The 22921-nt window shown below is 72.8% G+C and carries 19 protein-coding genes; 9 read left to right on the top strand and 10 right to left on the bottom strand.

What is annotated here, in order from left to right; genetic code table 11:
• Nucleotides 1-3: 3 nt before the first annotated feature.
• From ABGB21_RS29080 to ABGB21_RS29070, 3 genes are all read right to left on the bottom strand, one after another.
• Nucleotides 4-1590 carry a phenylacetate--CoA ligase family protein gene (locus ABGB21_RS29080; RefSeq protein ID WP_347657561.1) on the bottom strand — a complete coding sequence of 529 codons (1587 nt, stop codon included), beginning with the start codon at nt 1588-1590 and terminating at the stop codon, nt 4-6.
• A 197-nt stretch (nt 1591-1787) separates the two neighbouring features.
• On the bottom strand, nt 1788-2621 hold the full coding sequence (locus ABGB21_RS29075) for an ABC transporter permease (RefSeq protein WP_347657562.1): 834 nt from the start codon (nt 2619-2621) through the stop codon (nt 1788-1790).
• Nucleotides 2618-3676, bottom strand: a complete 1059-nt coding sequence (locus ABGB21_RS29070; protein ID WP_347680477.1) for an ATP-binding cassette domain-containing protein — start codon at nt 3674-3676, stop codon at nt 2618-2620. The genes ABGB21_RS29075 and ABGB21_RS29070 overlap by 4 nt, the downstream gene beginning before the upstream one ends.
• A gap of 99 nt (nt 3677-3775) precedes the next feature.
• Here ABGB21_RS29070 and ABGB21_RS29065 point away from each other — a divergent pair, with 99 nt between their 5' ends.
• From ABGB21_RS29065 to ABGB21_RS29050, 4 genes are all read left to right on the top strand, one after another.
• Entirely contained in the window at nt 3776-4780 is a 1005-nt protein-coding gene (locus ABGB21_RS29065; protein WP_347680475.1) for a YafY family protein, read from the top strand.
• A gap of 104 nt (nt 4781-4884) precedes the next feature.
• Nucleotides 4885-5316, top strand: a complete 432-nt coding sequence (locus ABGB21_RS29060; protein WP_347657565.1) for a hypothetical protein — start codon at nt 4885-4887, stop codon at nt 5314-5316.
• A gap of 430 nt (nt 5317-5746) precedes the next feature.
• Nucleotides 5747-6586: a class I SAM-dependent methyltransferase gene (locus ABGB21_RS29055; RefSeq protein ID WP_347657566.1), complete on the top strand. Its 840-nt coding sequence runs from the start codon at nt 5747-5749 to the stop codon at nt 6584-6586.
• 105 nt (nt 6587-6691) lie between these two features.
• Nucleotides 6692-7747, top strand: coding sequence for a hypothetical protein (locus tag ABGB21_RS29050; protein ID WP_347680473.1), 1056 nt, complete (start codon nt 6692-6694; stop codon nt 7745-7747).
• Nucleotides 7748-7823: 76 nt separating this feature from the next.
• Here ABGB21_RS29050 and ABGB21_RS29045 read toward each other — a convergent pair whose 3' ends face one another.
• The 4 genes from ABGB21_RS29045 to ABGB21_RS29030 form a co-directional block, all read right to left on the bottom strand.
• Nucleotides 7824-8774 (bottom strand): iron-siderophore ABC transporter substrate-binding protein, encoded by a 951-nt coding sequence (locus tag ABGB21_RS29045; protein WP_347657568.1) that lies wholly within the window; start codon nt 8772-8774, stop codon nt 7824-7826.
• Nucleotides 8717-9571: an ABC transporter ATP-binding protein gene (locus ABGB21_RS29040; protein ID WP_347657569.1), complete on the bottom strand. Its 855-nt coding sequence runs from the start codon at nt 9569-9571 to the stop codon at nt 8717-8719. Before ABGB21_RS29040 ends, ABGB21_RS29045 begins: the two co-directional genes overlap by 58 nt.
• Nucleotides 9571-10608: an iron ABC transporter permease gene (locus ABGB21_RS29035; protein WP_347657570.1), complete on the bottom strand. Its 1038-nt coding sequence runs from the start codon at nt 10606-10608 to the stop codon at nt 9571-9573. The genes ABGB21_RS29040 and ABGB21_RS29035 overlap by 1 nt, the downstream gene beginning before the upstream one ends.
• Before the next feature lie 73 nt (nt 10609-10681).
• Nucleotides 10682-11728, bottom strand: a complete 1047-nt coding sequence (locus tag ABGB21_RS29030) for an iron ABC transporter permease (protein WP_347680471.1) — start codon at nt 11726-11728, stop codon at nt 10682-10684.
• 262 nt (nt 11729-11990) lie between these two features.
• Here ABGB21_RS29030 and ABGB21_RS29025 point away from each other — a divergent pair, with 262 nt between their 5' ends.
• From ABGB21_RS29025 to eccCb, 5 genes are read left to right on the top strand one after another with little or no spacing between them, the layout of a single operon-like run.
• Nucleotides 11991-12302 carry a CU044_2847 family protein gene (locus ABGB21_RS29025; RefSeq protein WP_347657572.1) on the top strand — a complete coding sequence of 104 codons (312 nt, stop codon included), beginning with the start codon at nt 11991-11993 and terminating at the stop codon, nt 12300-12302.
• Nucleotides 12299-13561: a serine protease gene (locus ABGB21_RS29020; protein ID WP_347680469.1), complete on the top strand. Its 1263-nt coding sequence runs from the start codon at nt 12299-12301 to the stop codon at nt 13559-13561. Before ABGB21_RS29025 ends, ABGB21_RS29020 begins: the two co-directional genes overlap by 4 nt.
• Entirely contained in the window at nt 13555-14517 is a 963-nt protein-coding gene (locus tag ABGB21_RS29015; protein WP_347680467.1) for a MoxR family ATPase, read from the top strand. Before ABGB21_RS29020 ends, ABGB21_RS29015 begins: the two co-directional genes overlap by 7 nt.
• A gap of 56 nt (nt 14518-14573) precedes the next feature.
• Complete coding sequence (locus tag ABGB21_RS29010; protein WP_347680465.1) at nt 14574-15731, top strand: hypothetical protein; 1158 nt, start codon at nt 14574-14576, stop codon at nt 15729-15731.
• Entirely contained in the window at nt 15728-19168 is a 3441-nt protein-coding gene (eccCb, locus tag ABGB21_RS29005; RefSeq protein ID WP_347680463.1) for a type VII secretion protein EccCb, read from the top strand. Before ABGB21_RS29010 ends, eccCb begins: the two co-directional genes overlap by 4 nt.
• A 60-nt stretch (nt 19169-19228) precedes the next feature.
• Here eccCb and ABGB21_RS29000 read toward each other — a convergent pair whose 3' ends face one another.
• From ABGB21_RS29000 to ABGB21_RS28990, 3 genes are all read right to left on the bottom strand, one after another.
• The gene (locus ABGB21_RS29000) at nt 19229-21139 is read right to left on the bottom strand and encodes a glycerophosphodiester phosphodiesterase family protein (RefSeq protein ID WP_347657577.1); all 1911 of its coding nucleotides are present in this window, start codon (nt 21137-21139) and stop codon (nt 19229-19231) included.
• Between the two features lie 140 nt (nt 21140-21279).
• On the bottom strand, nt 21280-22386 hold the full coding sequence (locus ABGB21_RS28995; RefSeq protein ID WP_347680461.1) for a hypothetical protein: 1107 nt from the start codon (nt 22384-22386) through the stop codon (nt 21280-21282).
• A 247-nt stretch (nt 22387-22633) separates the two neighbouring features.
• Complete coding sequence (locus ABGB21_RS28990) at nt 22634-22909, bottom strand: DUF2625 family protein (RefSeq protein WP_347657579.1); 276 nt, start codon at nt 22907-22909, stop codon at nt 22634-22636.
• Between the last annotated feature and the right edge of the window lie 12 nt (nt 22910-22921).

The following is a 22921-nucleotide window of genomic DNA, read 5'->3' as shown; positions in this document are numbered from 1 at the left end:
CGCTCACCCCACCAGGTAGACGTTCTTGATCTTCTGCTCTCCGGCGAACGGGCCGGTTCCCGCCGCGTGCAGCGCGATCCGCAGGTCGGCGGCGGCCGGATCCTCGGCCAGCGACTGGGCGAAGTCGCGGGAGACCGTGGCGAGGTGTCGGACCACCCCGTCGCGGCAGGCCTCGACCAGCGCCGTCCGGACCGCCTCCGGCAGCTCCCGACGCAGCTCCAGGTGGATCACCGGCCGAATCTCCAGCGCCGCGTCCTCGGCCAGGTCCAGGCAGAACCGGCTGATCTGCCCGGCGTACGGGTTCCCGGTGTAGAGGCCGTACTCGACGTCCTGCGGGTAGAGGTTGGCGCCGAGGTAGGAGACGGTCGAGTCGCGTCGTCCGAACAGGAACAGCAGCGGCAGGGTCATCCGTTCGGCGGCCAGCGCCCGCCGCCCCTCGCCCCACCGCGCCGGTTCGCTCCGGACCAGGTCCACCACCTTCCGGTACGACCACAACACCGCCTCGTCACCGACGTTGTACCGCAGCCGGGGCTGGAGTACGTCCAGGTCGGCGACGGTGCAGAGCAGTTCCCGTCGCTCGTTCGTCTCGAGGTAGGTGACCAGCGGGTTGTACTGGAAGATCATCGGCAGCCGCTGCTCGTCCGCGCCGAGCAGTGCCGCCCGCAGCGCCGGGTCGGTACGCAGCCGCCGACGCAGCCAGACGGTGAACGCGGTCTCCGCCCCGAGGCCGATGGTCAGGTCCGAGGCGCCGTACGCCGACCGGACCTTGTGGAAGCGCTCCTCCAGGTACGCCCGCAGCGCCTCGGTCATCCCCTCTCCCCCGCAGCTGGCGAAGATGCGGTACCGCGCCCAGGGGAAGCCGTCGGCGTCCAGCCGGTCCCGCAGGTGCTTGAGGAACGGCGGGTACGCCGTCACCAGGTAGTCGAAGTCGGGGCCGAACTCGCGCAGGGTGTCGACGATCTTGCCCAGGTCGGGGCCGGTGTTCTTCACGACCGCGATCCGGGACATCGCGTTGCCGGTGGTCGTACCGGTCGCCCAGGCGCCCATCGAGTAGGCGTTGATGACAAACCGCCGACGGCTCGGGAAGACCAGGCTGGTGTAGCCGGCGATGTCCCGGTGCACCGCCCGCAGTTCGCGTTCGCCGCGCGGCCAGTTGAACGGCCGGCCGGACGAACCGGCGGACTCGTCCACCACCACACCCCGGGCCGGTAGCCGGCCGCCCCAGCACCGGCTGGCGGCGTCGCGGCCGAGCACGTAGCTCTCCTTGCCGGTCTCCGGATAGTCGGCCAGGCGTCGGCGTTTCCCCGCCCCGGTCGGGTGGTCGCGGAGGAGGTCGCGGTACGCCGGGACGTGTCGCACGGCCAGGGCGCAGACCCGCCGGGCGTTGGCCTTCGCGAAGCCGTCGAGCACCGGGCGGTGTCCGGCGGCGCTCCACCGCCAGAGCACCGGGTGGCTACGCAGCAGGCGGAACACCATGGTCGACAGTCGCCCGGCAACCATCGGCCGGAACCGGCGCCGGTCCCGGCGGTCGTCGGCTGTCGACCGTTCGACTGTGGACGGAGCGGTCCGGCGCGGCAGCGTCTCGGTCATGTCAGTGATCCTCGCCAGCGTCCGGCCGTCGGGCCTGAGTCGCGGCGCGGGATCCCGCTGAGTATCCGTGCTCAGTGGACCGGGTTTGACCATCCGCGCCGAGTGGGCCGACCCATGGTGGGTCGGCCCACTCGCTCTATAGCATCCTAGGACAATAGGTTGTATCGCATCCGGTCGGTCCGGACGACCGGGTGGACTCAGCCGGCGCTGCGGGCCATCGCCCGTACCCCGACGGTCAGGCCGAGCACGGCGGTGATCAGGGCCGCCACCCATCCCCACAGGACGGTGCCGGAACCGAGCTGGCCGGCGAAGAGCGCCCGCTCCGCGTCGACCAGGTAGGCGAGCGGATTGAACCGGGCCGCCACCCGCATCCAGCCGGGCCCGGTCTCCAGCGGCAGCAGCATGCCGGAGAGCAGCATCAGCGGGAAGATCAGGGTCTGCTGGACCACCCAGAACATCCACTCCTGCCTGCGTACCGCGATCGCCAGCGCGTAGCTGAAGGCGCCGAGCCCGACCCCGAAAAGCGCGAGCAGGGCCAGCCCGACCAGCGCGCCCACCGGATACAGCCGGAAGCCGAACGGCAGCATCACCAGTACGATGATCACCGCCTGCCCGGCCAGCGGCACCATCTCCTTGAGCGCCCGCCCGACCAGCAACGACGACCGGGACAGCGGCGTGACCAGCATCCGTTCGTGCGCGCCGGTCTGGAACTCGAACAGCAGGTTGGACCCGGTGGCCGAGGTGCCGAACAGCGCCGTCATGACCAGGATCGCCGGAACGAACCACTGCCAGACCCCACCCGACCCGAACGCCGCGCCGGCCTGGCCGCCGAGCGAGCCGACCAGCAGCGGCCCGAAGAGGGCGAGGAAGACGATCGGTTGCACCATGCCGAAGACCACCGAGAACGGGTCGTGCAGCAGCGGGCGCAGCTCCCGGGCCAGCACGATGCCGACGTCCCGGACCAGGTCGCGCGGTCCCGGCCGCCTCGACAGCACGACCGCCGGCCGGTCGGTGACGGGGATCGTGGTCATGCGGCAGCCGCCTTCCGGGTCTGCGGGTCCGTGGCACCGCCGCCGGGCTCCCCCTCGCGGAGGCTGCGGCCGGTCAGGGCGAGGAACACGTCGTCGAGAGTCGGCTGGTGCAGCAGCGCGGTGCCGACCGGTACGTCGGCGGCGACCGCGGCGCGCAGCAGCTCGGGGAGCGCGGCGGGCCCGTTGCCCACGTGCGCCTCGACCCGGTCCCCGTCGACCACCACGTCCCGGGCACCCGGCAACCGTTCGACGAGCCCGGCGAGCCGGGCGGCGGCGTCCGCCCGATCGGCAGGTCCCGTCCCGCAGTCGGAGTCCGGTCGAACGGCCGACCCCGGACCGGCGATGGTCAGGACGATCCGGTCCCCCGCGAGTTTCGCCTTCAGCGCCGCGGCCGAGTCGTCGGCGATGATCTCGCCGTGGTCGACGATCACCACCCGCTCCGCCATCGAGTCGGCCTCGTCCAGGTAGTGCGTGGTCAGCACGATCGTCATGTCGGCCGCCGAGCGCATCCGCAGCACGTGGTCCCACAGGTTCGCCCGGTTCTGCGGGTCGAGCCCGGTCGAGGGTTCGTCGAGGAAGAGCAGCGGAGGGCGGTGCACCAGGCCCATCGCCACGTCCAACCGTCGCCGCTGCCCGCCGGAGAGGTCGGCGACCTTGCGGGTGGCCAGGTCGGTGAGGTCGAGGGCGTCGAGCAGCTCGTCGGCCCGCCGCCGCGCGTCCCGGCGGTCCAGGCCGTAGATGCGGCCCTGGGTGGCCAGCTCGTCCCGGACCCGCTGTGCGTGTCCGGCGCCGTTGCCCTGGCCGACGTACCCGATCCGGCGCCGGACCTGGCCGGGTTCGCGTACCACGTCGTGTCCGGCAACGGTGGCGGTGCCCGAGGTCGGGGCGATCAGGGTGGTCAGCATCCGCATGGTGGTCGTCTTGCCGGCACCGTTCGGACCGAGTACGGCGACCAGCTCACCGGAATCGACGTGCAGCGCGATCCCCCGTACGGCGTGCACGGTCTGGCCGCGTCCCAGCGCAAAATCCCTGGTCAGGGCGTGAGTGTGGATCATCCGTCCACCTCGCGCCGGAGGTGTCTCCGTGAGGTCATGGCAGCACGCTAGGCATGACTGCGGTCAGTTCCTGACCGGAATTCCGGGCAGGATGGCGGCATGGCGAACACCAGCTCGCGCACCCTTCAACTGCTCTCCCTGCTGCAGACCCACCGCTACTGGCCGGGCGGCGAACTGGCGGACCGGCTCGGTGTCTCGGTACGCACCCTGCGGCGTGACGTGGACCGGCTCCGCGAACTCGGCTACCCGGTACGGGCGCACCGGGGCGTGGACGGCGGCTACCAACTGGCCCCGGGGGCCGCGCTGCCGCCGCTCGTGGTCGACGACGAGGAGGCGGTCGCCCTCGCGGTCGGGTTACAGACCGCCGCCCAGGGTGCGGTGGCCGGCATCGCGGAGGCGTCGATCCGGGCCTTCGCCAAGGTCGTACAGGTGATGCCGACGCGGCTGCGACACCGGGTCGACGCGCTGCGCGCGGTGACCGTACCGGCGGTCTGGGGCGGCGGCGGACCGACCGTCGAGGCGACCGCCCTCACCGCCGTCGCCCAGGCCTGCCGGGACAGCGAACGACTCCGGTTCGGCTACACCGCCCGGGCAGGTGAGCGGACCGACCGGCAGGTCGAGCCGCACCGGCTGGTCGCCCTCGGCCGGCGGTGGTACCTGGTCGGTTTCGACCTCGACCGGCAGGGCTGGCGCAGCTTCCGGCTGGACCGGCTCGCCGACCCACGCGGCACCGGTGCCCGGTTCCGGCCCCGGGAACTGCCGGCTGAGGACGCCGCCGCGTTCGTCCGGGCCGGCATCGAGAACATTCCGGGGCCGTACCAGATCGAGGTGCTGGTGCACGCGCCGGCGGACCGGGTCCGGGCCGAGGTCGACCGGTGGGGCACCGTCGACGAGGTCGGCCCGGGGCGGTGCCGGCTGCGGATGTCGGTGGAGAGCCTGGACTGGCCGATCATGGCGCTGGGCGCGCTCGGTGCGGAGTTCGAGGTGGTCTCGCCGCCCGAACTCACCGCCCAGATCGGGGAGTGGGCCGACCGGTTCCACCGCGCCGCCACCGAGGACCGGTCGGGCCCGGAGCCGGGCCAGGAGGGGACGACAACGGGTTGACCGGCGGTGGGGGCCGGATCCGGGCGGAATCCGGGGGCTGGCACCGCTTCCGGCTCGCACCGGTTGTGCGATCCGGCGCTGGTCAGCATCGATAACCTTCGGTCATGTCCGGCTCATCCGACACCCACGACCCGACCGGCCTCGACGACGTGGAACGCCGCCTGCGCGCCATCCGCGACAATCCCGAGAAGTCGACGACCCTGCGTGCGTTGGCGCAGTACCAACTCGAACGTATCGCGGCGCTCCGGGCCGAGGGACCCGCAGCTACTGTGGACGGAGCGCCGACGGTGACGGTGGAGCGGCTGGGACCGTTCCGGTTCTCCGCCATCCCGGGCACCACCATCGTCGGCATCGAAATCGACCGGGGCGGCTCGGTCCCGCTGGTCACGGTCGTCTCCGGCGACGAGATCCGGCTGCTGATGCCGTTGTTCGTACACATCCGGGCACATCTTGACCGGGACGAGCCGATCCGGATCGACATCCGCGAGGCGTTCCTGAACCTGATCGGCCACGACCCGTTCCACGACCAGGTGTGACCGCTCCGGCCACCGCCCCGGCCGGTACGGCACGACCGGTCAGCGACGGCATGCTCATCGGTCGACGGTCGGACGACGAGATCGCCGTCAGGGACGGCCGCCATCAACTCCTCAGGCCCCAGGATCGACGGCAACAGGGCCGAACACGCCGGGTAGGTGAAACCGTTCCCGACCCCGATCAGCAGCGCCACCACCGCCAGCAGCCACAGGCTCAGCCAGTCCCCCACCGCCAGCAGCCAACCCTCGGCGCCCTCCCCCGTGGTGCCGCGAATGCCCGTGCCCCTCCGCTCGCGACCGTCGGGATGTCATGCGGTGCCGACACGACGGGACGGTTCCCGCCATCGGCAGGACACCACCCACCCCGCCAGCCGGGTCGGGTGCACCGCGCCGCGTGCTGGACCGACCGGCGACGGTGTGGCTGGATGGAACGATGAGCCACGATTTCGACAGCACCACCCGGGAGCGGATGGCCCGGATCGCGGCGAACTGGGACGAGCGGACCCCGATCCACGCCGCCAGCCGCTTCTACGACGTCGGCGGGCGCGACCCCGACGACTGGTTCGCCGACCACGAGTGGGACGACCTCGGCGAACTCACCGGACGCGACGTACTCCACCTGCAGTGCCACCTCGGGACCGAGACCGTGGCGTTCGCCCGGCGCGGCGCCCGTACCGTCGGTCTCGACATCTCCGGCGCCGCCGTGGCCGAGGCCCGACGGATCGCCGCCGACGCCGGTCTGGAGATCGAGTACGTCGAGGCGAACGTCTACGACGCGGCGGCAGCGCTGGCCGGCCGACGGTTCGACGTGGTCTACACCGGCAAGGGTGCCCTCTGCTACCTGCCCGACCTGGAGCGCTGGGCCCGGGTGGTCGCCGGACTGCTCCGCCCCGGCGGCCGGGTGTACGTCGTGGAGTTCCACCCGGTGCTGACCTCGCTCGGCCTGGTCCCCGCCGGACCCGACGACCGTGGCCTGCTGCTGCGCAACGACTACCTCGGCGGCCGGGGCGCGATCGAACTCGACGCGACGCACACCTACACCGACGGGCCGGCGCTGCGGGAGGCCACCGTCAGCTACGAGTGGGCGCACGGAATCGGCGAGGTGGTCACCGCGCTGACCGGGGCCGGGATCACCGTGCGGCGGCTGCGGGAGAGTGACGAGATCCCGTGGCCGCGCTGGCCGCACATGGTCCGCACGGATCGGGGCTGGTGGCGGCTGCCGGCGGACGCACCCCGGATCCCGCTGCTCTACGCGCTGCTCGGCACCACCTGATCCGTCGGCCGGCGGCAACCCACCCGTCGTCCGGCGGACACGCGCCATCCGCCGTCGATCACGTAGATTCCCTCCGATCTATCCATTTCGGACGTGGGAGCACACATGCTCGACGGAGGAAGGAAAGCCGGGCGAACCCTGGCGGCGGTCCTGACGGCGGCGCTGGTGGCGGTGGGACTCGCGGCACCGGCACCGGCGGGCGCGGCGGTCAGCCGGTCCCAACTGGCGCTGCGCTGGGCGCCGATCCACTACCAGGACGTCGACGCAACCGGGGCGCACGCCCTCGGCGGCAGGTCCGACTACCTCACCCGGGTCGACTTCGACGGCGACCTCAACGGGCGCAACAACTGGGACAACGCGGCCCGCAGCGACGCCTCGTTCGCGGCGGCCGTGTACTACTCGGTGCTGGAGACCAGCACCCACTGGTACATCACGTACCTGTTCTTCCATCCCCGGGACTGGATCGACCACCCGTTCTTCGAGACCGAACACGAGAACGACGGCGAGGGCGTGCTGCTCGCGATCGAACGGGACGGCTCCGACTACGGCACGCTGCGCGGCGCGGTCACCGTGGCGCACAGCGACTTCTATTCGTACGCCCCGGCCGGCAGCACCTGGTCGAACGGGCGGGAGAACATCGACGGCACGCTGCAACTGCAGCGCTCGCCGCACGACGACCTCCTGCACCCGGTCACCGCGCAGGAGCGCGGCGGGCACGGGCTGAAGGCGTACCCGCAGTACAGCATCGACGGCGACGGCATCGTCTACTACCCCTCGACGGTCGCCGAGACACCGAGCGACGGCAACGACCGGGATGTGCGCTACGAGCTGATCGACATCTTCGCCGCCGGCGGCCTCTGGGCCGAGCGGAACAACCCGGACCTCTTCGCCGGCCTCGGCACGTTCGCCGGCGACACCTCCGGCGACTGCGGCGTCGGGACCTACTCCTGCTCGACCAACTCGGCGAACGCGCCGTGGGGTTGGGACGACCGCGACGACCTGCCCGGCCGGGGTGAGATCGCCACCGACCCGGCGAAGCTCTCGGTCGAGTACTTCACGGTGCCGGGCAACCTGTCCCGGTCGTACACCTACAACCCGTACGCCAGCGAGGCGGCGGCGTTGAAGGAGGCGGCCCGGACCGCCCCGCCGGTCGTCGACTGACCGAACTGACGGAAACGGCCCCCGGTCACCGGAGTTCGGTGGCCGGGGGCCGGCACGTTCGTCGGATCGCCCCGGGTCAGGCGGCGGGGACGTACTTCTCGATGTCGTCGAGGATCTTGCCGGCGGCGGTGACCCCGATGCCGAGCATCCAGGTCTCGTCGGCGACCACGTACGACTTGCCGGCCTTGACCGCCGACAGGTTCTTCCAGAGGCTGCCGCCGGTCACCTTGCTCTGCTCCGCCTCGGCCTTGGCGCCGAACGCGGTCACGAAGATGACGTCGCCGTCGACCTCGGAGATCCGCTCCGGGCTGACCGCGTCGAACCGCTTGTCCTCCTTGCTCGCCAGCAGCTGCCGCTCGGGGCGGCCCAGCCCGACGTCACCGAGCACGATGCCGCAGAACGACTCCGGGCCGTACACCCGGATCTCGGTCGGCCGGAACCGGACCACGGAGATCTTCCGCTGCCCCGGGTTGCCGATTGTCGCCCCGAGGTCCTTGGCCCGCTTCTCGTAGCCGGCGAGCAGGTCCTTGGCCTCCTGCGCCCTGCCGAGCGCGTCCCCGTCGAGCAGGAAGTTCTCCTTCCAGGTGATGCCGACGCGCTCGGTGAAGACGGTCGGCGCGATCGCCGACAGCTCGTCGTAGAACTTCTCCTGGCGGAACTTGCTGCCCAGGATCAGGTCCGGCTTCAGTGCGGTGATCGCCTCCAGGTCGGGCTCGGTGAGCAGGCCGACCGGCTTGATCGAGGCGACCTTGTCGGCGCCGAAGTAGGTGGGGAAGCCCTCGCTGTCGCTGGCCTTCGCCGCGCCGACCGGGATCACGCCGAGCGACAACGCCGTGTCGATCTTGTCGGTGTCCAGCACCACCACCCGCTGCGGGTGGGCCGGCACCTGCGTGGTGCCCATCGCGTGGGTGACGGGCCGGGTCTCACCCCCGGCGGTCTCCCCGCCGACCGGATCGCTGCTGCATCCGGTCAGGCCGCCGGCACCGAGGGCGGCGACGGCGAGAAGGGTGACGACTCTGCGGCGCATGGGGAACCTTTCGTGAGGGAGGGAGAGGTGAGTGACGGGACGACCAGTGGCGCCCCGGTCACCGGGCAGGGCACGACAACACAGTCGAGCCCGAAGACGTCGCGGACCAGGTCCACGGTGAGGATCTCGCGGGGCGGCCCGGCGGCGACCACCGCGCCGGCCCGCATCGCGATCAGGTGGTCGGCGTACCGGGCCGCCTGGTTGAGGTCGTGCAGGACGGCGACCACGGTGCGGTTGCGCTCGACCCGCAACCGGTGCAGCAGGTCGAGGACCTCCACCTGGTGGGCCAGGTCGAGGAAGGTGGTCGGCTCGTCGAGCAGCAACGCCTCGGTGTCCTGGGCCAGGGTCATCGCGATCCAGACCCGCTGCCGCTGCCCGCCGGAGAGGGTGTCCACCGCCCGGTCGGCCAACGAGTCGACGTCGGCGAGCACCATCGCCTCGCGGACCGCCGCCTCGTCCTCCGGCGACCACTGCCGCCACCACCGCTGGTACGGCTGCCGGCCCCGGCCGACCAGGTCGGCGACGGTGACCCCCTCGGGAACCAGCGGACTCTGCGGCAGTACGCCGAGCCGGCGGGCCACCGCCCGGGTCGGCAGGTCCCGGATCGCCGCACCGTCCAGCAGCACCGTTCCCCGACGTGGGGTGAGCAGCCGGGCCATGGTCCGCAGCAGGGTCGACTTGCCGCAGGCGTTCGGCCCGACGATGACGGTGAACGCGTCGGCGGGCAGGTCCACGTCGAGCCCGTCGATGACGGTCCGGTCGTCGTAGCCGACGGCGAGATCGCGGGTGGAGAGCATCAGGAGACCTTCCGTCGACCGCGGAGCAGCAGGTAGATCAGGTAGGGCCCGCCGAACGCGGCGGTCAGCACCCCGGCGGGCAGCTGGGTGGGGGCGAAGAGCCGCCGGCCGGCCAGGTCGGCGAGGACCACCAGGACCGCGCCGACCAGCGCGGCGCAGAGCAGCGGCGGCCGTTCGGCCCGGACCAGCCGGCGGGCCACCTGCGGGGCGACCAGGGCGACGAAGTCCACCGCGCCGACCTGGGCGGTGACCATCGCGGCGGCGAGGACGCCGGTGGTGGCCAGTCCCACCCGGCGGGCCACCGGACGCAGTCCGACGCCCCGGGCGGTGTCGTCGTCGAGCGCGCTGCCGTTCAGTGCCCAGCCGGCCCAGAGCAGCACCGGGAGCAGCACCAGCAGGGTCAGCCCGAGGTACCCCGCCTCCCGCCAGCCCTTGCCGGCCAGGGTGCCGACCAGCCAGAGCTGGGCCCGGATGCCGTCGACCGGGTCCGCGGAGAGCATCACCACCTCGGTCAGCGCCCGCAGCGCCACCGCGACCGCCACCCCGGCGAGCACGAACCGGTGCGCGGCCAGCCCGTGCCGCAGCCCCAGCAGCAGCACCACGACCGCGGCCGCCAGCCCGCCGGCGAGCGCGGCCGGGGCGATCAGCGACGCGGCGGCCCCACCGGTCAGCGCGACGGTGGCGGCCAGACCGGCGCCCTGGGTGATCCCGACGACGTCCGGGCTGGCCAGCGGGTTGCGGGCGACGGTCTGGATCAGGGTGCCGGCGATGCCGAAGACCGCGCCGACCGCCGCCGCCAGCACCAGCCGGGGCAACCGCAGATCGAGGACGACCAGGTCGTACGGGGTGCCGGCGCCGGTGAGCGAGCGGAGTACGTCGCCCGGGGCGACGTACGGGGTGCCGAGCGAGAGACTGAGCACCCCGACGGCGGCGAGCAGCAGGGCCAGGATCCCGCCGACCACGATCGGCCGGTGCCGGACGACCAGCCGGACCGGGCCCAGCCGGACCAGCGTCCGCCCCACGGGTAGCACGGTCATGCCGTCTCCTCGCTGCGCTCGGCGTCGTCATGACCTGGGTGACTGTGTTGGCTGATGACCTCGCTTCGCTCGGTCATGCGGTCACGACCTTGGCGCGGCGGACCAGGACGACCAGCAGTGGCGCGCCGAGCAGCGCGGTGACGATCCCGGCCGGCACCTCCCCCGGCGGCACCACCAGCCGGCCGACGATGTCGGCGGCGAGCAGCAGGATCGGCCCGAGCAGCGCGGCGACCGCGAGGGTCCACCGGTGGTCGGCGCCGACCATGGCCCGGGCCAGGTGCGGTACGGCGAGGCCGATGAACGCGATCGGCCCGGCGGCCGCGACGGCCGCGCCGATCAGCAGGACCGCACCGACCCCGCCGGCGAGCCGGACCAGCCCCACGCGGTGACCGAGTCCCCTGGCCACGTCGTCGCCGAGGGCGAGCGCGTCGAGGCCCCGGGCGGCGAACGCGGCGAGCAGCACGCCGACCAGGACAAACGGTGCGACCTGGGCGGCGACCGCAGCGTCGCGTCCGGTCAGCCCGCCGACCACCCAGAACCGGTAGTCCTCGAAGGTCCGGGCGTCGACGGTGAGCAGGGCGATCACCATCGCGCCGAGGCTGGCGTCGAGCGCGACCCCGACCAGGGCCAGGGTCACCGGGCTGGCGCCCTCCCGGGCCCGGTTCGCGATGCCGAAGACGAGCAGGCCGGCGAGGAGGGCTCCGACGACCCCGAACCAGACGTACCCGGCGAGGGTGCCGACGCCGAAGACCGAGATCGCGACGACCACGCCCAGCGAGGCGCCGGCGCTGACCCCGAGGATCCGCGGCTCGGCGAGCGGGTTGCGGGTCAACGCCTGCAGCAGCACCCCGGCGAGGGCGAGCGCGGGTCCGACGGTGAGGCCGAGCAGCGTACGCGGCACCCGCAGTTCCCGGACGATGATGCTGGCCTCGCCGCCGTCCGGCGCGACCAGGGCGTGCCACACCTGACCGGGGCTGAGCGGTCGGCTGCCGAGCGCGAGGCTCGCCAGCACCACCACCAGCAGCAGCACGGCCGCGGCGGCGGTGACCGCGACACGGCGGCCACCCCTGCGGCCGGACCGGGTCCCGGGCTCGGTGGCCCGGTCCGCAACGATCGTCACGACGTTTCCTCGTACCCCTCGAATTAGGTTCGGCTAACCTTACGATCTCCGGGTCGCCGGACCTATCCGGGATGACCCATCTCACCGCGACACCCCGCGACGACCACCGCAAACGCGGTACGTCCGGCGGTCGTACCCGGCCGATCGGCTCACCGACGCCGGAACCGTTTGTCGACGTTCCGTCGTCGCCGGCACCTACCGTCCCAATCGTGTCTTGGGTACGGTTACCGCTGCTGTCGTGATCCGCGGAGGGAGCCGTTCGATGTCGGAGCCGGACGTGCCCGAGTCCGTGGTGGTTCAGGTCGTCGACGTCGAACAGGGCCGGGAGATCTCCTGGGGCAGCGGTGTCGTGGAGAAACTGCGCGACCGGGTCGGCGACATCCAGAACGCGATCGTCGCCGCCGCCCGGGCGATCGACCTGAACCCCGACCGGCTGCCGTCCCGGCAGAACTGGCAGGTCGACGAGATCTCCGCGACGTTCGGCGTCACGCTCACCACCGAGGCCGGCGTGATCCTGTCCCGGGCCGGCACCGAGGCCACCTTCGAGGTCACCGTCACGCTGCGCCGGAAATGATCGACGGACGGATCGTCACCACCGGCGGCAAGGACCTGGGCAGCGGATTCTGTCTGACTGACCGGATCGTCGCCACCGCGGCGCACGTCGTCCGGGACCGGGCCGCCACGGACCTGGCGTTCGTCACCTCCTCCGGGATCCGGGTGCCGGTCGAGGCGGTCGACTCCGACCCGACAATCGACTGTGCGCTGCTGCGGGTCGCCGAGTCGCTGGCCGTGGTGCCGCCGCTCGCCCACGCCACCCTGAGCGCGCAGTGGCGGGTCACCGCCCGACCACAGGGGGCCGCGGTCCAGCTCACCGGCGCGGTCTCGGCAACGGACCACCTGGTGGTCAACGCCGGCGGCCACGAGATGACGGTGCTGCAGCTGCGGGTCGTCGAGGAACTACGGGACTACGGCGGCTACTCCGGAAGCGCGGTCACCGTCGACAACGCGGTCGTCGGGCTGCTCGTGGAGCAGGTGCCGGAGCGGGCCAGCTACTCCGGGATGCGCCGGCTGGCCGCGAACGTGCTGTACGCCGTACCGGTGGACCGGATGGTGGCCCGGTTCCGGCTCGGACTGCGCATCGCCCGGCCGGCCCCGGTCTCGCCCGTCCAGCAGCTGCTCGACACCGCCTACTTCGACCTGGACCGGTTGAAGACGGCGATCCTGGAGGCGAAGTCGGCCGCCGACGGTCGGCTGCTCGCCTTCGGCGTCGACTGCGACGAGATGCTGGTCGTGGCGAACCTCTGCGCCTGGCTGCCGCCGTACGTCGGGGAGATCGCCCAGAAGGGGGTACTGACCCTGCGGCCGGAGACGTTCTCCCTCGACACCACCGTCAACTACGTCACCCGCTACCGGTCCGACCTGGACCGGGTGAACGTGGTCTGCCCGGTGCTGGTGGACGGGGTGCCCGGCCACCTGGTCGCCGAGTTCTGGGCGCGGGTCCGGGACGCGTACCGACGGACGCCCCACTGGCTGGTGCTGTTCCTCGTCGGCACCCCGGCCGGCGGCTACCCGGACACCGTCACCGTGCTGCCCCGGCCCGCCTTCGGAGCCCGGGACGTGGCCACCTGGGCGTCCCACGTCACCGCGTTCCGCCGCTGGCCGTCGTCACTGGCCGAGGCGTGGAGCCGGGCGATCTGCGCCCAGGCCACCGTGGACGACGCCCTCGACACCCGGATCACGTACGAGGTCCTGGAGCACTTCATCGAACGGGTCCGCCGGGAACCGGCGCAGCTGCGCGACTACCTCGAGGAGCTGGAGGCGGAAGGATGCTGACCCGACACACCGTCGACACGTCGGTGCGGTTCGACCGGCTGGCCGAGCTACCGGAGCGGCGTGCCGTCGAGGCCGTCGACGTCGAGCCGCTGCCGGCGGGCGATCCGCCGACCGTGCTGGTGCCGCGGGAGCCCTACCTGGCCGGCGCCGACGTCGAGGAGGCGGTCAACCTCGCGATCGCGCTGGGCCGGCCACTGCTGCTGCAGGGTGACCCGGGCGTCGGCAAGACCCGGCTGGCGTACGCGGTCGCGTACGCCCTCGGGCTGCCGTTGGAGCAGGCGTACGTCAAGTCGACCAGCCGGGCCCAGGACCTGCTCTACAGCTACGACGCGGTCCGGCGGCTGTACGACGCGCAGACCGGTCGACGGCTGCGCGGCAACCCCGCCGACGACGTCAACCGGTACGTCCGGCTCGGACCGCTCGGCCGGGCCATCGCCCGGGCCGGGTACGGGCGCCGCTCTGTCCTACTGCTCGACGAGATCGACAAGGCGGACATCGACTTCCCGAACGACCTGCTCCGCGAACTCGACCAGTTGCGGTTCGACGTGGCCGAGGTGCCGGGGCTGCGGTACGCGGTACCGCCGGACCGGCCCGACCTGCGGCCGATCGTCTTCGTCACCAACAACGAGGAGAAGGCGCTGCCCGCCGCGTTCCTGCGCCGGTGTGTCTTCCACTACCTGGAGTTCCCCAGCTCGGTCGAGGAACTCGACCGCATCCTGGCGGCGCACGGGATCGCCCAGGGCGCGCTGCGTACCGAGGCCCTGCGGACGCTGCTCCGGCTGCGGGAACTCGACCTGACAAAAAAGCCCGGCCTGAGCGAGCTGCTGGACTGGGTCGGCTACCTGCAGGCGGTCGGCGCCCCCGCCGAGTCCGTCGGACGGCTGCCGTACCCGGGCGCCCTGGTCAAGCACCACGGCGACCGGGCCCGGGTGGCGGACTGGTTGAACCCACGGTGACGGCGCCGGACGGCGGCGGGCCGGGCCGCGATGACGGCCCAGCGGCGCCGCGTTGGGTGCCCGAGCTGCTCGGCCAGCTCCGTCGGCGTGGACTTCCACTCGGGGTCGACGACGCGCTCGCGCTGCGGCAGGCGCTCGCCGCCGGATTCGGCTGGTCGTCGACGTCCGCGCTGCTGCGGCTCTGCGTCGCGCTCTGGGCGAAGTCGGCCGCGGAGGAGACCCAGATCCGGGCGGCGTTCGCCCGGCTCGACCTTCCGGAGTGGACCGTCGATTCCGCTCCGGACCGCACGGTCGCCCCCGTCGTCCCAGATCCGGCGGAGCCGCCGACCACCCTGGCCGATCCGCCGGATCCGACGCCGGAACGGTCGCCGGAATCTCCGGCCCCGCCGCCCCGGCTCACCCCGCAGCCGCCGGGCCTCTCGCTGCCTCCGCTGCACACCGGCCGGTACGACCGGTCGCTGGTACTCGCCCCGCACTACCCGGTCACCGGGCGCCAGGTAGCCCAGGTCTGGCGTGGGCTGCGCCGCCCCACCCGGTACGGCCCGGCGGTCGAACTCGACGTACCGGCGACCCTGGACCGCTTCGCCGGCACCGGCCTGCCCACCCCGCCGGTACTGATCCCTCGACGGCGTAACTCCACCCGACTGCTGCTGCTGATCGACCGGCAGGGGTCGATGACCCCGTTCCACGACTACGTCGACCACGTACGGCGGTCGATCGCGGACGCCGGACGGCTCGATTCGCTGCTCGTCGGCTACTTCCACAACACCGCCGGCCGCAGCCCGGACCAGCACCTGCTCACCGAACTGCCGGACCCGTTCGCCCCGGCCATCGACCCGGTGCTGCGGCTCGTCCCGCCACTGCCCGAGGGCCGGGTGTACGACGATCCGGACCTGACCCGCCCCCGGCAGCTGACCGAGCTGCGCGACGCGGCGGGGCGCAACGCCGACGCGGTGGTGGTCGGCGACGCCGGGGCGGCCCGGGGCGGGTTCAGCAGTGGTCGACTGCTGGACACGGTGGTGTTTGTCAAGGCGCTGCTGACCACGGTCCGTACCGTCGTCTGGCTCAACCCGGTGCCGCCGGCGCGCTGGCGACGGACCACGGCGGAACAGGTCGCCCGGCACGTGCCGATGTTCCCACTGACCCGCGACGGCATGTACCGGGCGGTCGACGTGCTGCGCGGCCGCCCCGCGACCCTGGAACGGGCGTTGTGACCGACTGGACCCGTGGCTCACCGGTGGCCGACCGGCTGGCAGCGGCCCGGCGGCACCTGCCGCCCGGCTCCCTGGAACTCGCCTGTCACGCGGCGGTACCGGTCGCCGTGGACGCCGGATTCCTCAACCTGCTACGGGTCAACTTCTTCCTCGACCCGCCGATCGTGCTGCCGTACGAGGCCGAGGCCGCGCTCCTGCTCTCGCCGCTGTGTCGGGAACTGGGCGAGGGTCTCTACGAGGTCGATCCGCTGCTGCGTCCCGCGCTGCTGGCCAGCCTGGTGGCCCGGTTCGGCCCCGACCGGGTGGCCCGGGTCGCGTTGCTGCTGGAGCGGTACTCCGAGCAGACCCCGGCCTGGCAGGCACTGCCCGAACTGGACCACGCCCAGCGGCTGACCGCGCTCAGCCACCTCGCCCCGGGCGCGGCGGCCGACTGGCTCGACCGGGCCCGGGCGGTCGTCGGCGGCGGGCCGAACCCGCTGACCCGGGAGTGGTTCGTGGCGATGCAGGCCCGGTTGCGCGACCAGTCGACGGCGGAGGACAGCCTCGGCAGCTGGCAACGGACCGCGCTCGCCGAACTGGCCGACCGCCCCGACGACGTCGCCGTGGTCCGCCGGCTCGGCGAACTCGCCCTGCTGCCGGGCAGCGATCTGGCGGCGATCGCGAAGGCCCTGGTCCGGTCGGCGCGGAGCACGGGCCCCGCCGCCGACACGGCGCGGGCGGTCCTCGACTCCCTGGTCCACCTGGTCGAGCCGCCGGCCCCGGACGACGATCCCGCCACCGTCGACGAGGCCCGGGCCGTCGTCTCGCTGACCGCCCTGTTCGGTCTGCGCCACCCCGACGACTTCGACCCACGCGAATACTGGGCATCCAGCTCTTACCGCAACCAACTGCTCAAGGTGCCGATCGGCGTCGGTGACGACGGCCGCCCCGTGGACCTCGACCTGAAGGAGGCCGCGCAGCTCGGGATGGGGCCGCACGGGCTCTGTGTCGGTGCCACCGGCTCCGGCAAGTCCGAGCTGCTGCGCACCGTGGTGCTCAGTCTCGCGATGGCCCACCCGCCCGAACTGCTGACCTTTCTGCTGGTCGATTACCGGGGCGGCGCCACCTTCGCCGGACTGGACGGCCTGCCGCACACCGCTGCGGTGATCTCGAACCTCGACGACGAGAACGGCCTGGTCGACCGGCTTCAGCACGCACTCCAGGGCGAGCTGCGACGGCGTCAGGACCTGCTCCGGGATGCCGGCCAGTGGGCGAGCATCTCCGAGTACAACGCCGTCCGGTACTCCGACCAGTCGCCGCTTCCGCACCTGGTGGTGGTGATCGACGAGTTCACCGAACTGGTCACCGCCGAGCCGTCCTTCCTGGAGCTGCTCGTCCGGATCGGCCGGCTCGGCCGGGCGCTCGGCGTCCACCTGCTGCTCGCCTCCCAGCGGCTCCAGGAGGGCCGGCTGCACGGCCTGGAGGCGTACCTGTCGTACCGGCTGGGGCTGCGCACCTTCAGCGAGGAGGAGAGCCGGGCGGTGCTCGGGGTGCCGGACGCCTACCACCTGCCGCGGTTGCCCGGCTTCGGGTATCTGAAGGTCGACACCACGGTCTTCCAGCGCTTCCGCGCAGCCTACGTTTCCGGCCCGTACCGGCCGGGGTGGTTGTCCCGGCCCGGCTGGGACGGTGCCCTGGCGGAACAGCCGGGGCCGGAGCAGAGTCGGATGTCGCTGCTCGACATGCTGGTGTCCCGGATGCGCGGACTCGGTGGGGCGTACCAGATCTGGCTGCCGCCGCTGCCCCGGGCGCTGCCGTTGGGCGTGGTGCTCGGGCCGATGGGGGTCGAGCCCGGGCGTGGCCTCACCGTCGCCGAGCCCGAACGGCGCGGCCTGCTGCGGGTGCCGGTCGGACTGCTGGACGACCCCGAGGGGCACCGCCAGGGTCCGTTTGTCGTGGATCTCGCGGCGGACGACGGGCACCTCGCCGTGCTTGGCGGTCCCGGTACCGGCAAGGTCCGGTTGCTGCGAACGTTGCTCATCGGGGCGGCGCTGACCCACACCCCAGGGGAGCTCGCCTTCTACTGCGTCGACCTCGGCAGCCGCAACGCGCTGCAGGTCCTGGCCGGGCTGCCGCACGTCGGTGCGGTGGCCGGACGCTCCGAGCCGGACCGGGTACGCCGGGTGGTGCGGTACGTCAGCACGCTGCTGGAGCGACGGCGACGTCTCCTCGCGGACAAGGGCGTCACCTCGGTCGACGAGCTGCGCCGGCGGCACCGGGAGGGCATGCTGCCCGACCTGCCGGCCGCCGACATCGTCCTGGTCGTCTACGACTATCCGACCCTGAGCAGGGACTACGAGGACCTCACCGACGTGGTGCAGGAGGTCGCCGCCGAGGGGTCGGGCTACGGCGTACACGTGGTGGTGACCGCCGGACGCTGGGCGGAGCTGCGGTCGAGGCTGCGGGCGGTGGTCAACTCGGCAATTGAGTTCCGGCTCGGTGATCCGGCCGAGTCGACGATCGACCGGCGGGCGAACGCGAACCTGCCGTACGACATCCCAGGCCGTGCTCTGGTCGACGAGGGCTTGACCGCGCAGGTCGCGCTTCCCCAGCTCCACGACAGCGGCGACATCCACACCTCGGAACGCGGCCTGGCGCAGCTGGTCGACCAGGTGGCCACGGCCTGGCCCGGTCCACGGGTACCGGTCGTCCGGATGCTGCCCACGATGGTCGACTACGCGGAACTGGCGACTTCCGCCCCCACCGGTGGCCGGATCCGGCTCGGGTTGGAGGAGACCGACCTCGACCCGGTGCTGCTCGACCTGTTCGGCGCCGACCAGCACCTGCTGGCCTTCGGCGAGCAGGGCAGCGGCAAGACGTCGCTGCTGCGGCTCCTGGTCCGGGACCTGACCGCGCAGTACCACCACAAGCAGGTGCGCTTCGCGGTGGTCGACCCGCGCCGCTCGCTGCGCGACGTGGTGCCGGAGCCCTACCTCCTGGACTACGCCGGTACCGCCGGCAGTGCCGAGAGCCTGATGCGGAGCATCGCCGGCGCGATGGAGAACCGGCTACCGTCCAAGGACGTCACCGCCGAACAGTTGCGCGACCGCTCCTGGTGGCAGGGACCGGAACTCGTCGTGCTCTGCGACGACTACGACGCGCTCGGCAGCATCGTGTCGTCGCCGCTCAGCCCGCTGCGGGAACTCCTGCCGCACTCCCACGACCTCGGCCTGCACCTGGTGGTGGCCCGGCACAGCGGCGGCGCCGGCCGGGCGGTCTACGAACCGGTGCCGAACCGGATGCGGGAACTCGGCTGCGCCGGCCTGCTCCTCTCCGGTGACCGGGAGGAGGGCGCGATCTGGCCCGGGGCCCGCTTCTCCCGGCAACCGCCCGGTCGGGGGCGGCTGGTCCGGCGGACCCAGCCACCCACGCTGGTCCAGGTCGCCTACGCCGGGTGACCCCGCCGGCCGTACGGTCGACGGGGTCACCCGGGTTGCCGCGCCGAATGCCGGTGGCGGCTACTTCCGGGCGAGGGTACGGGCGTCGGCCGCGATGACCCGGGCCACCTCGGCCGGGATCTGCTTCCCGGCCTCCCGGTCGGCGTACGTCGCCAGCTCGGCGTACCTGCCGTCGCCGAGCTTCTTCGTCATCCAGGCGACCGCCTTCGGGTCGGCGCCCGAGGTGAGCACGAGGTAGCCGAGCCCGGCCTGGCTCGCGGTGACGGTGAAGGTGCCGGTCGTCGAGACGGTGCCGGTCGGGCCGGTCGCGGTGGCGACCAGGGTGTGCGGGCCGGCGCCGAGGGTGGCCAGGTGAAGCCGCTGTCCCACGGTGACCGGAGCGCCGTCCAGGGTGAGGGTGACACTCTCCGCCCCGGTGCTGGCGACCGCGAGCACCGGCGACTGGGCCCGGTCGAGGCGGGCGTCCGGGGCTGGCGAGGTGATGGTGACGGTGGCCGCGGCGGGCTGCGGGCGCTGCAGCAGGGCGGCGTTCCAGCCGGCCAGTTCGGCCGGGCGGTTGGTGATGATGGCGTCCGCGCCGGCCTCCTCGAGCCGCTGCCACTGGCCGGCCGAGTCCATGGTCCAGGCCATCACCGCGACGCCGGCCCGGTGCAGGTCGTCGATCACCGACGGGCGGGCGAGCAGGGCGTCGCCGTTCGGGTTGTACGCGGTCAGCCCCAACTCCTTCGCCAGCGCCACCGGGTCGGCGTCGAGGCTGCTGCGCAGCAGACCGAGCGGCAGCTCCGGAGCCAGTTCGCGGGTGAACCGCAGGGCGTCCACCTCGAAGCTCTGCACGAAGACCCGGTCGGTCATCCGCTCGTCCCGGATCACCTGGACGATCCTCGCCACCTCGTCGCGGGTGTGCCGGCCCTTGATCTCCAGCAGCAGGTTGCCGCCCCGGGTACGCAGGTCGGCCAACTGCTCGGCGAGGGTGGGGATCCGCGCGCCGGTGTACTGCGGGGCGAACCACGACCCGGCGTCGAGGGCCATGAGCTGCGCCGAGGTCAGGTCCCGGATGTTGCCGGTCCCGTCGGTGGTCCGGTCGACGGTGCCGTCGTGCAGGATGAACGGCACGCCGTCCTTACTGGGCTGGACGTCGTTCTCGATCCAGTCGGCGCCGGCCCGGCGGGCGATCTCCTGGGAGACCAGGGTGTTCTCGGGGGCGGCCGACGAGGCGCCCCGGTGGGCGATGACGGTGAACGGGCTGCCCTGCGGACGCAGGTAGCCGTTCGGCGGCAGTTCGGTGACGGTGACGTCGTCGAAGGAGACGGTCGCGCCGTTGACGAAGAGGCCGAGGCCGCCGTCGGTCGACCGCTGCAGGCTGCTGGTGCGCAGCCGTTCGGTCCCGTCGAAGAACCACCGGGCCTGGTTGCCGTGCACCTCGACGGCGACCCTGATGTCCCGCCCGGTGTCCGCCGCGTACGGGGCCGAGCCGGTGTTGGTCACGTTCCAGGCGTTGGCGGTGGTGCGCTGGGCGAACTCCAGGCCGTTGCTGGCGGTGCTGCCGCTGCGCATGGTGGCGATCCACCACGGTGTCGCGCCGTCGGCCGGGACGTCGAGGCCGAGCGCTGCCCAGCGGGTCGCCGCCTGGACGGACTCGAAGCGGACGGTGGCCTCGAACCGGAAGTCGTCGAGGTGCCCGCCGAAGGTCAGCTTGTTGTTGGCGCTGGAGCTGGCCGACGTGCCGTACAGCCGTCCGTTCTCGACCTTCCAGGTGCCGTCGACGACCCGCCAGCCGGTGGGCAGCCGTCCGGCCGAGAAGTCCTCGGCGACCACCACGTCGCTGGGCTCCGCGTCCGCCGGCGGCGCGCTGCCGACGACCAGCGCGGTGGCCGGCACCGCGAGCGCGGCCAGCGCGGCGGCGACCCGGGTCCGGGTGCCGAACCGGCCGGCCAGGCGACCGCGGGTTGCTGGTGCAGGTGTGACAGTCATGCGCCGGACGGTAGAGCAGGCCCGGGACGCCATGATCAACAAAACGTGACCGGGAACCGAACGGGTGCTTTCGGCACGGTCGCGGCGCCCGTGTCGCCCCGGGGCGGGTGCCCGAGCCCGGGGCGACACGGATCACCAGGTCAGGACACGTACCGGGTGAAGTGCAGCGAGAACGACCGCAGGGTCCCCGAGCCGCCGGGGATCGCGTCCGACACGAAGAACGTCCACCTGCCGTCGGCCGGGGACGCCAGCAGCGGGGCGAGCGGCTCGATCGGCCGCCAGCTGCCGGTGAACGGCGCCTGGCTGAAGGTGGCCGAGGTGATTCGGGTGCCCGCATTGTCGTCGAAGACCACCTGGCACAGGTTCTTCCCGGAGCCGCCGATGCCCAGGAAGAGCAGGGCGGTCGCACCGTCCGGCGCGGTGAGGCTGCCGAACAGGTCGTAGACGTAGCCGTGGCTGATCCCGGCGGTCGTCGACTCCGGGTCGGCGGAGCACTCCGTACCGTCGACCGAGAAGGTCATGCCGGCGGCGAACCCGACATCGGAGACGTCGACCGTGGCCGAGACCCCCTCCTGGCTGCCGTCCGGAATCGGCAACGCCGGGCCGTCGTAGCTGAAGGTCCGGGCCGAGTCCGACGGCTGGCCGGTCGCCACCGACGGCCGCCCGGTCGTCGGCGACAGCGCACCGGCGAAGGTGACCTTGGCGTTGAGCATCACCGGTCGACCCACCGGGTAGTCCTTCGCCAGGGTCACGGTGAAGTCCTTCGACTTGCCGGCGCCGGCCGCGATCGCGCCGTACGGGCGGGACGCGGTCACCGTCACCCGGGGGTCGTCGCTGCTCAGCGTGACGCTGACGCCGGTGGCCCTGGCGTCGCCGACGTTGACCGCCGGCAGCGACACCATGGCCCGCTCCCCCGCCTCCAGGTACTGGTCACCGTCGCCCCGGGTCGGGGTGACGGTCGGCTCGCCGGTCCGCACCAGCGGCTGCGGCGTCGCCCCGGTCTGCTTCAGCAGCAGGTCGGCCCGGATGACACCGTGTCCGGAGCGGGCGTCGGGCCCGGCCGGTCCGAGGTCGAGGGCGGTACGGGTCATCGCCGTCCGCAGCTCGGCGTTGGTCAGTCCCGGGTTGCCGGAGAGGACGAGGGCGGCGGCGTGCGGCGCCGCGGTCGCCGCGGAACCGGTGACGAGGACGCCCGCGGCGAGCAGGGTCACCGCCCGCCGTACGCGACGCCAACCAGAAAAGTTCATCGAGCCTCTTCCACGATGTGCCAAGTGGCCGGGCAGCGCGTACGCCGGGGTGCCGCCGACCCGGCGGCGATCCGCCCCCGGCCGGGCCGGGGATGCCCACGGCGACGCTAAGCCACTTCGATCTTGGTTGTCGAGGCAGGTTCACCGGCAGTTTCCCGGGCCGACCGGTGGCGTTGGTCCTCAGTGGAAGCCGAGCTGCCGTGCCGTGTCCTGGTGCACCGAGACCAGCTCGGCGAGCGGGATCGGCTTACGGGACACCGCCGAGAGGTCCTTGCCCTCCCTGGTCCAGGGCGGCGGCCACGTCCGGCAACCCGTCGTGCCCGCCGCCGAGCACCCGGAGCCAGCCGTGGTCGACCAGCAGCCCGCCACGGTTGGCGACCACCGCGCCGAGCCACGACCTGGTGGTGATCCCCAGCGCGCCCAGGCAGGCCACGGACCGCTCGGGGTCGGCCGCCAGCACCTTGACCGGGTACGGCGCCGCCGCCACCATCGCCAGGATTTCGGTCCATGTCGACTCTTCCACCGGCTCGGCCTT

The organism is Plantactinospora sp. B24E8, assembly GCF_039871735.1.
In the GTDB taxonomy this organism is placed as follows: domain Bacteria; phylum Actinomycetota; class Actinomycetes; order Mycobacteriales; family Micromonosporaceae; genus Plantactinospora.
The sequence above is the reverse complement of the archived record's forward strand: the minus strand, read 5'-3'. Positions and strand labels throughout refer to the sequence as shown.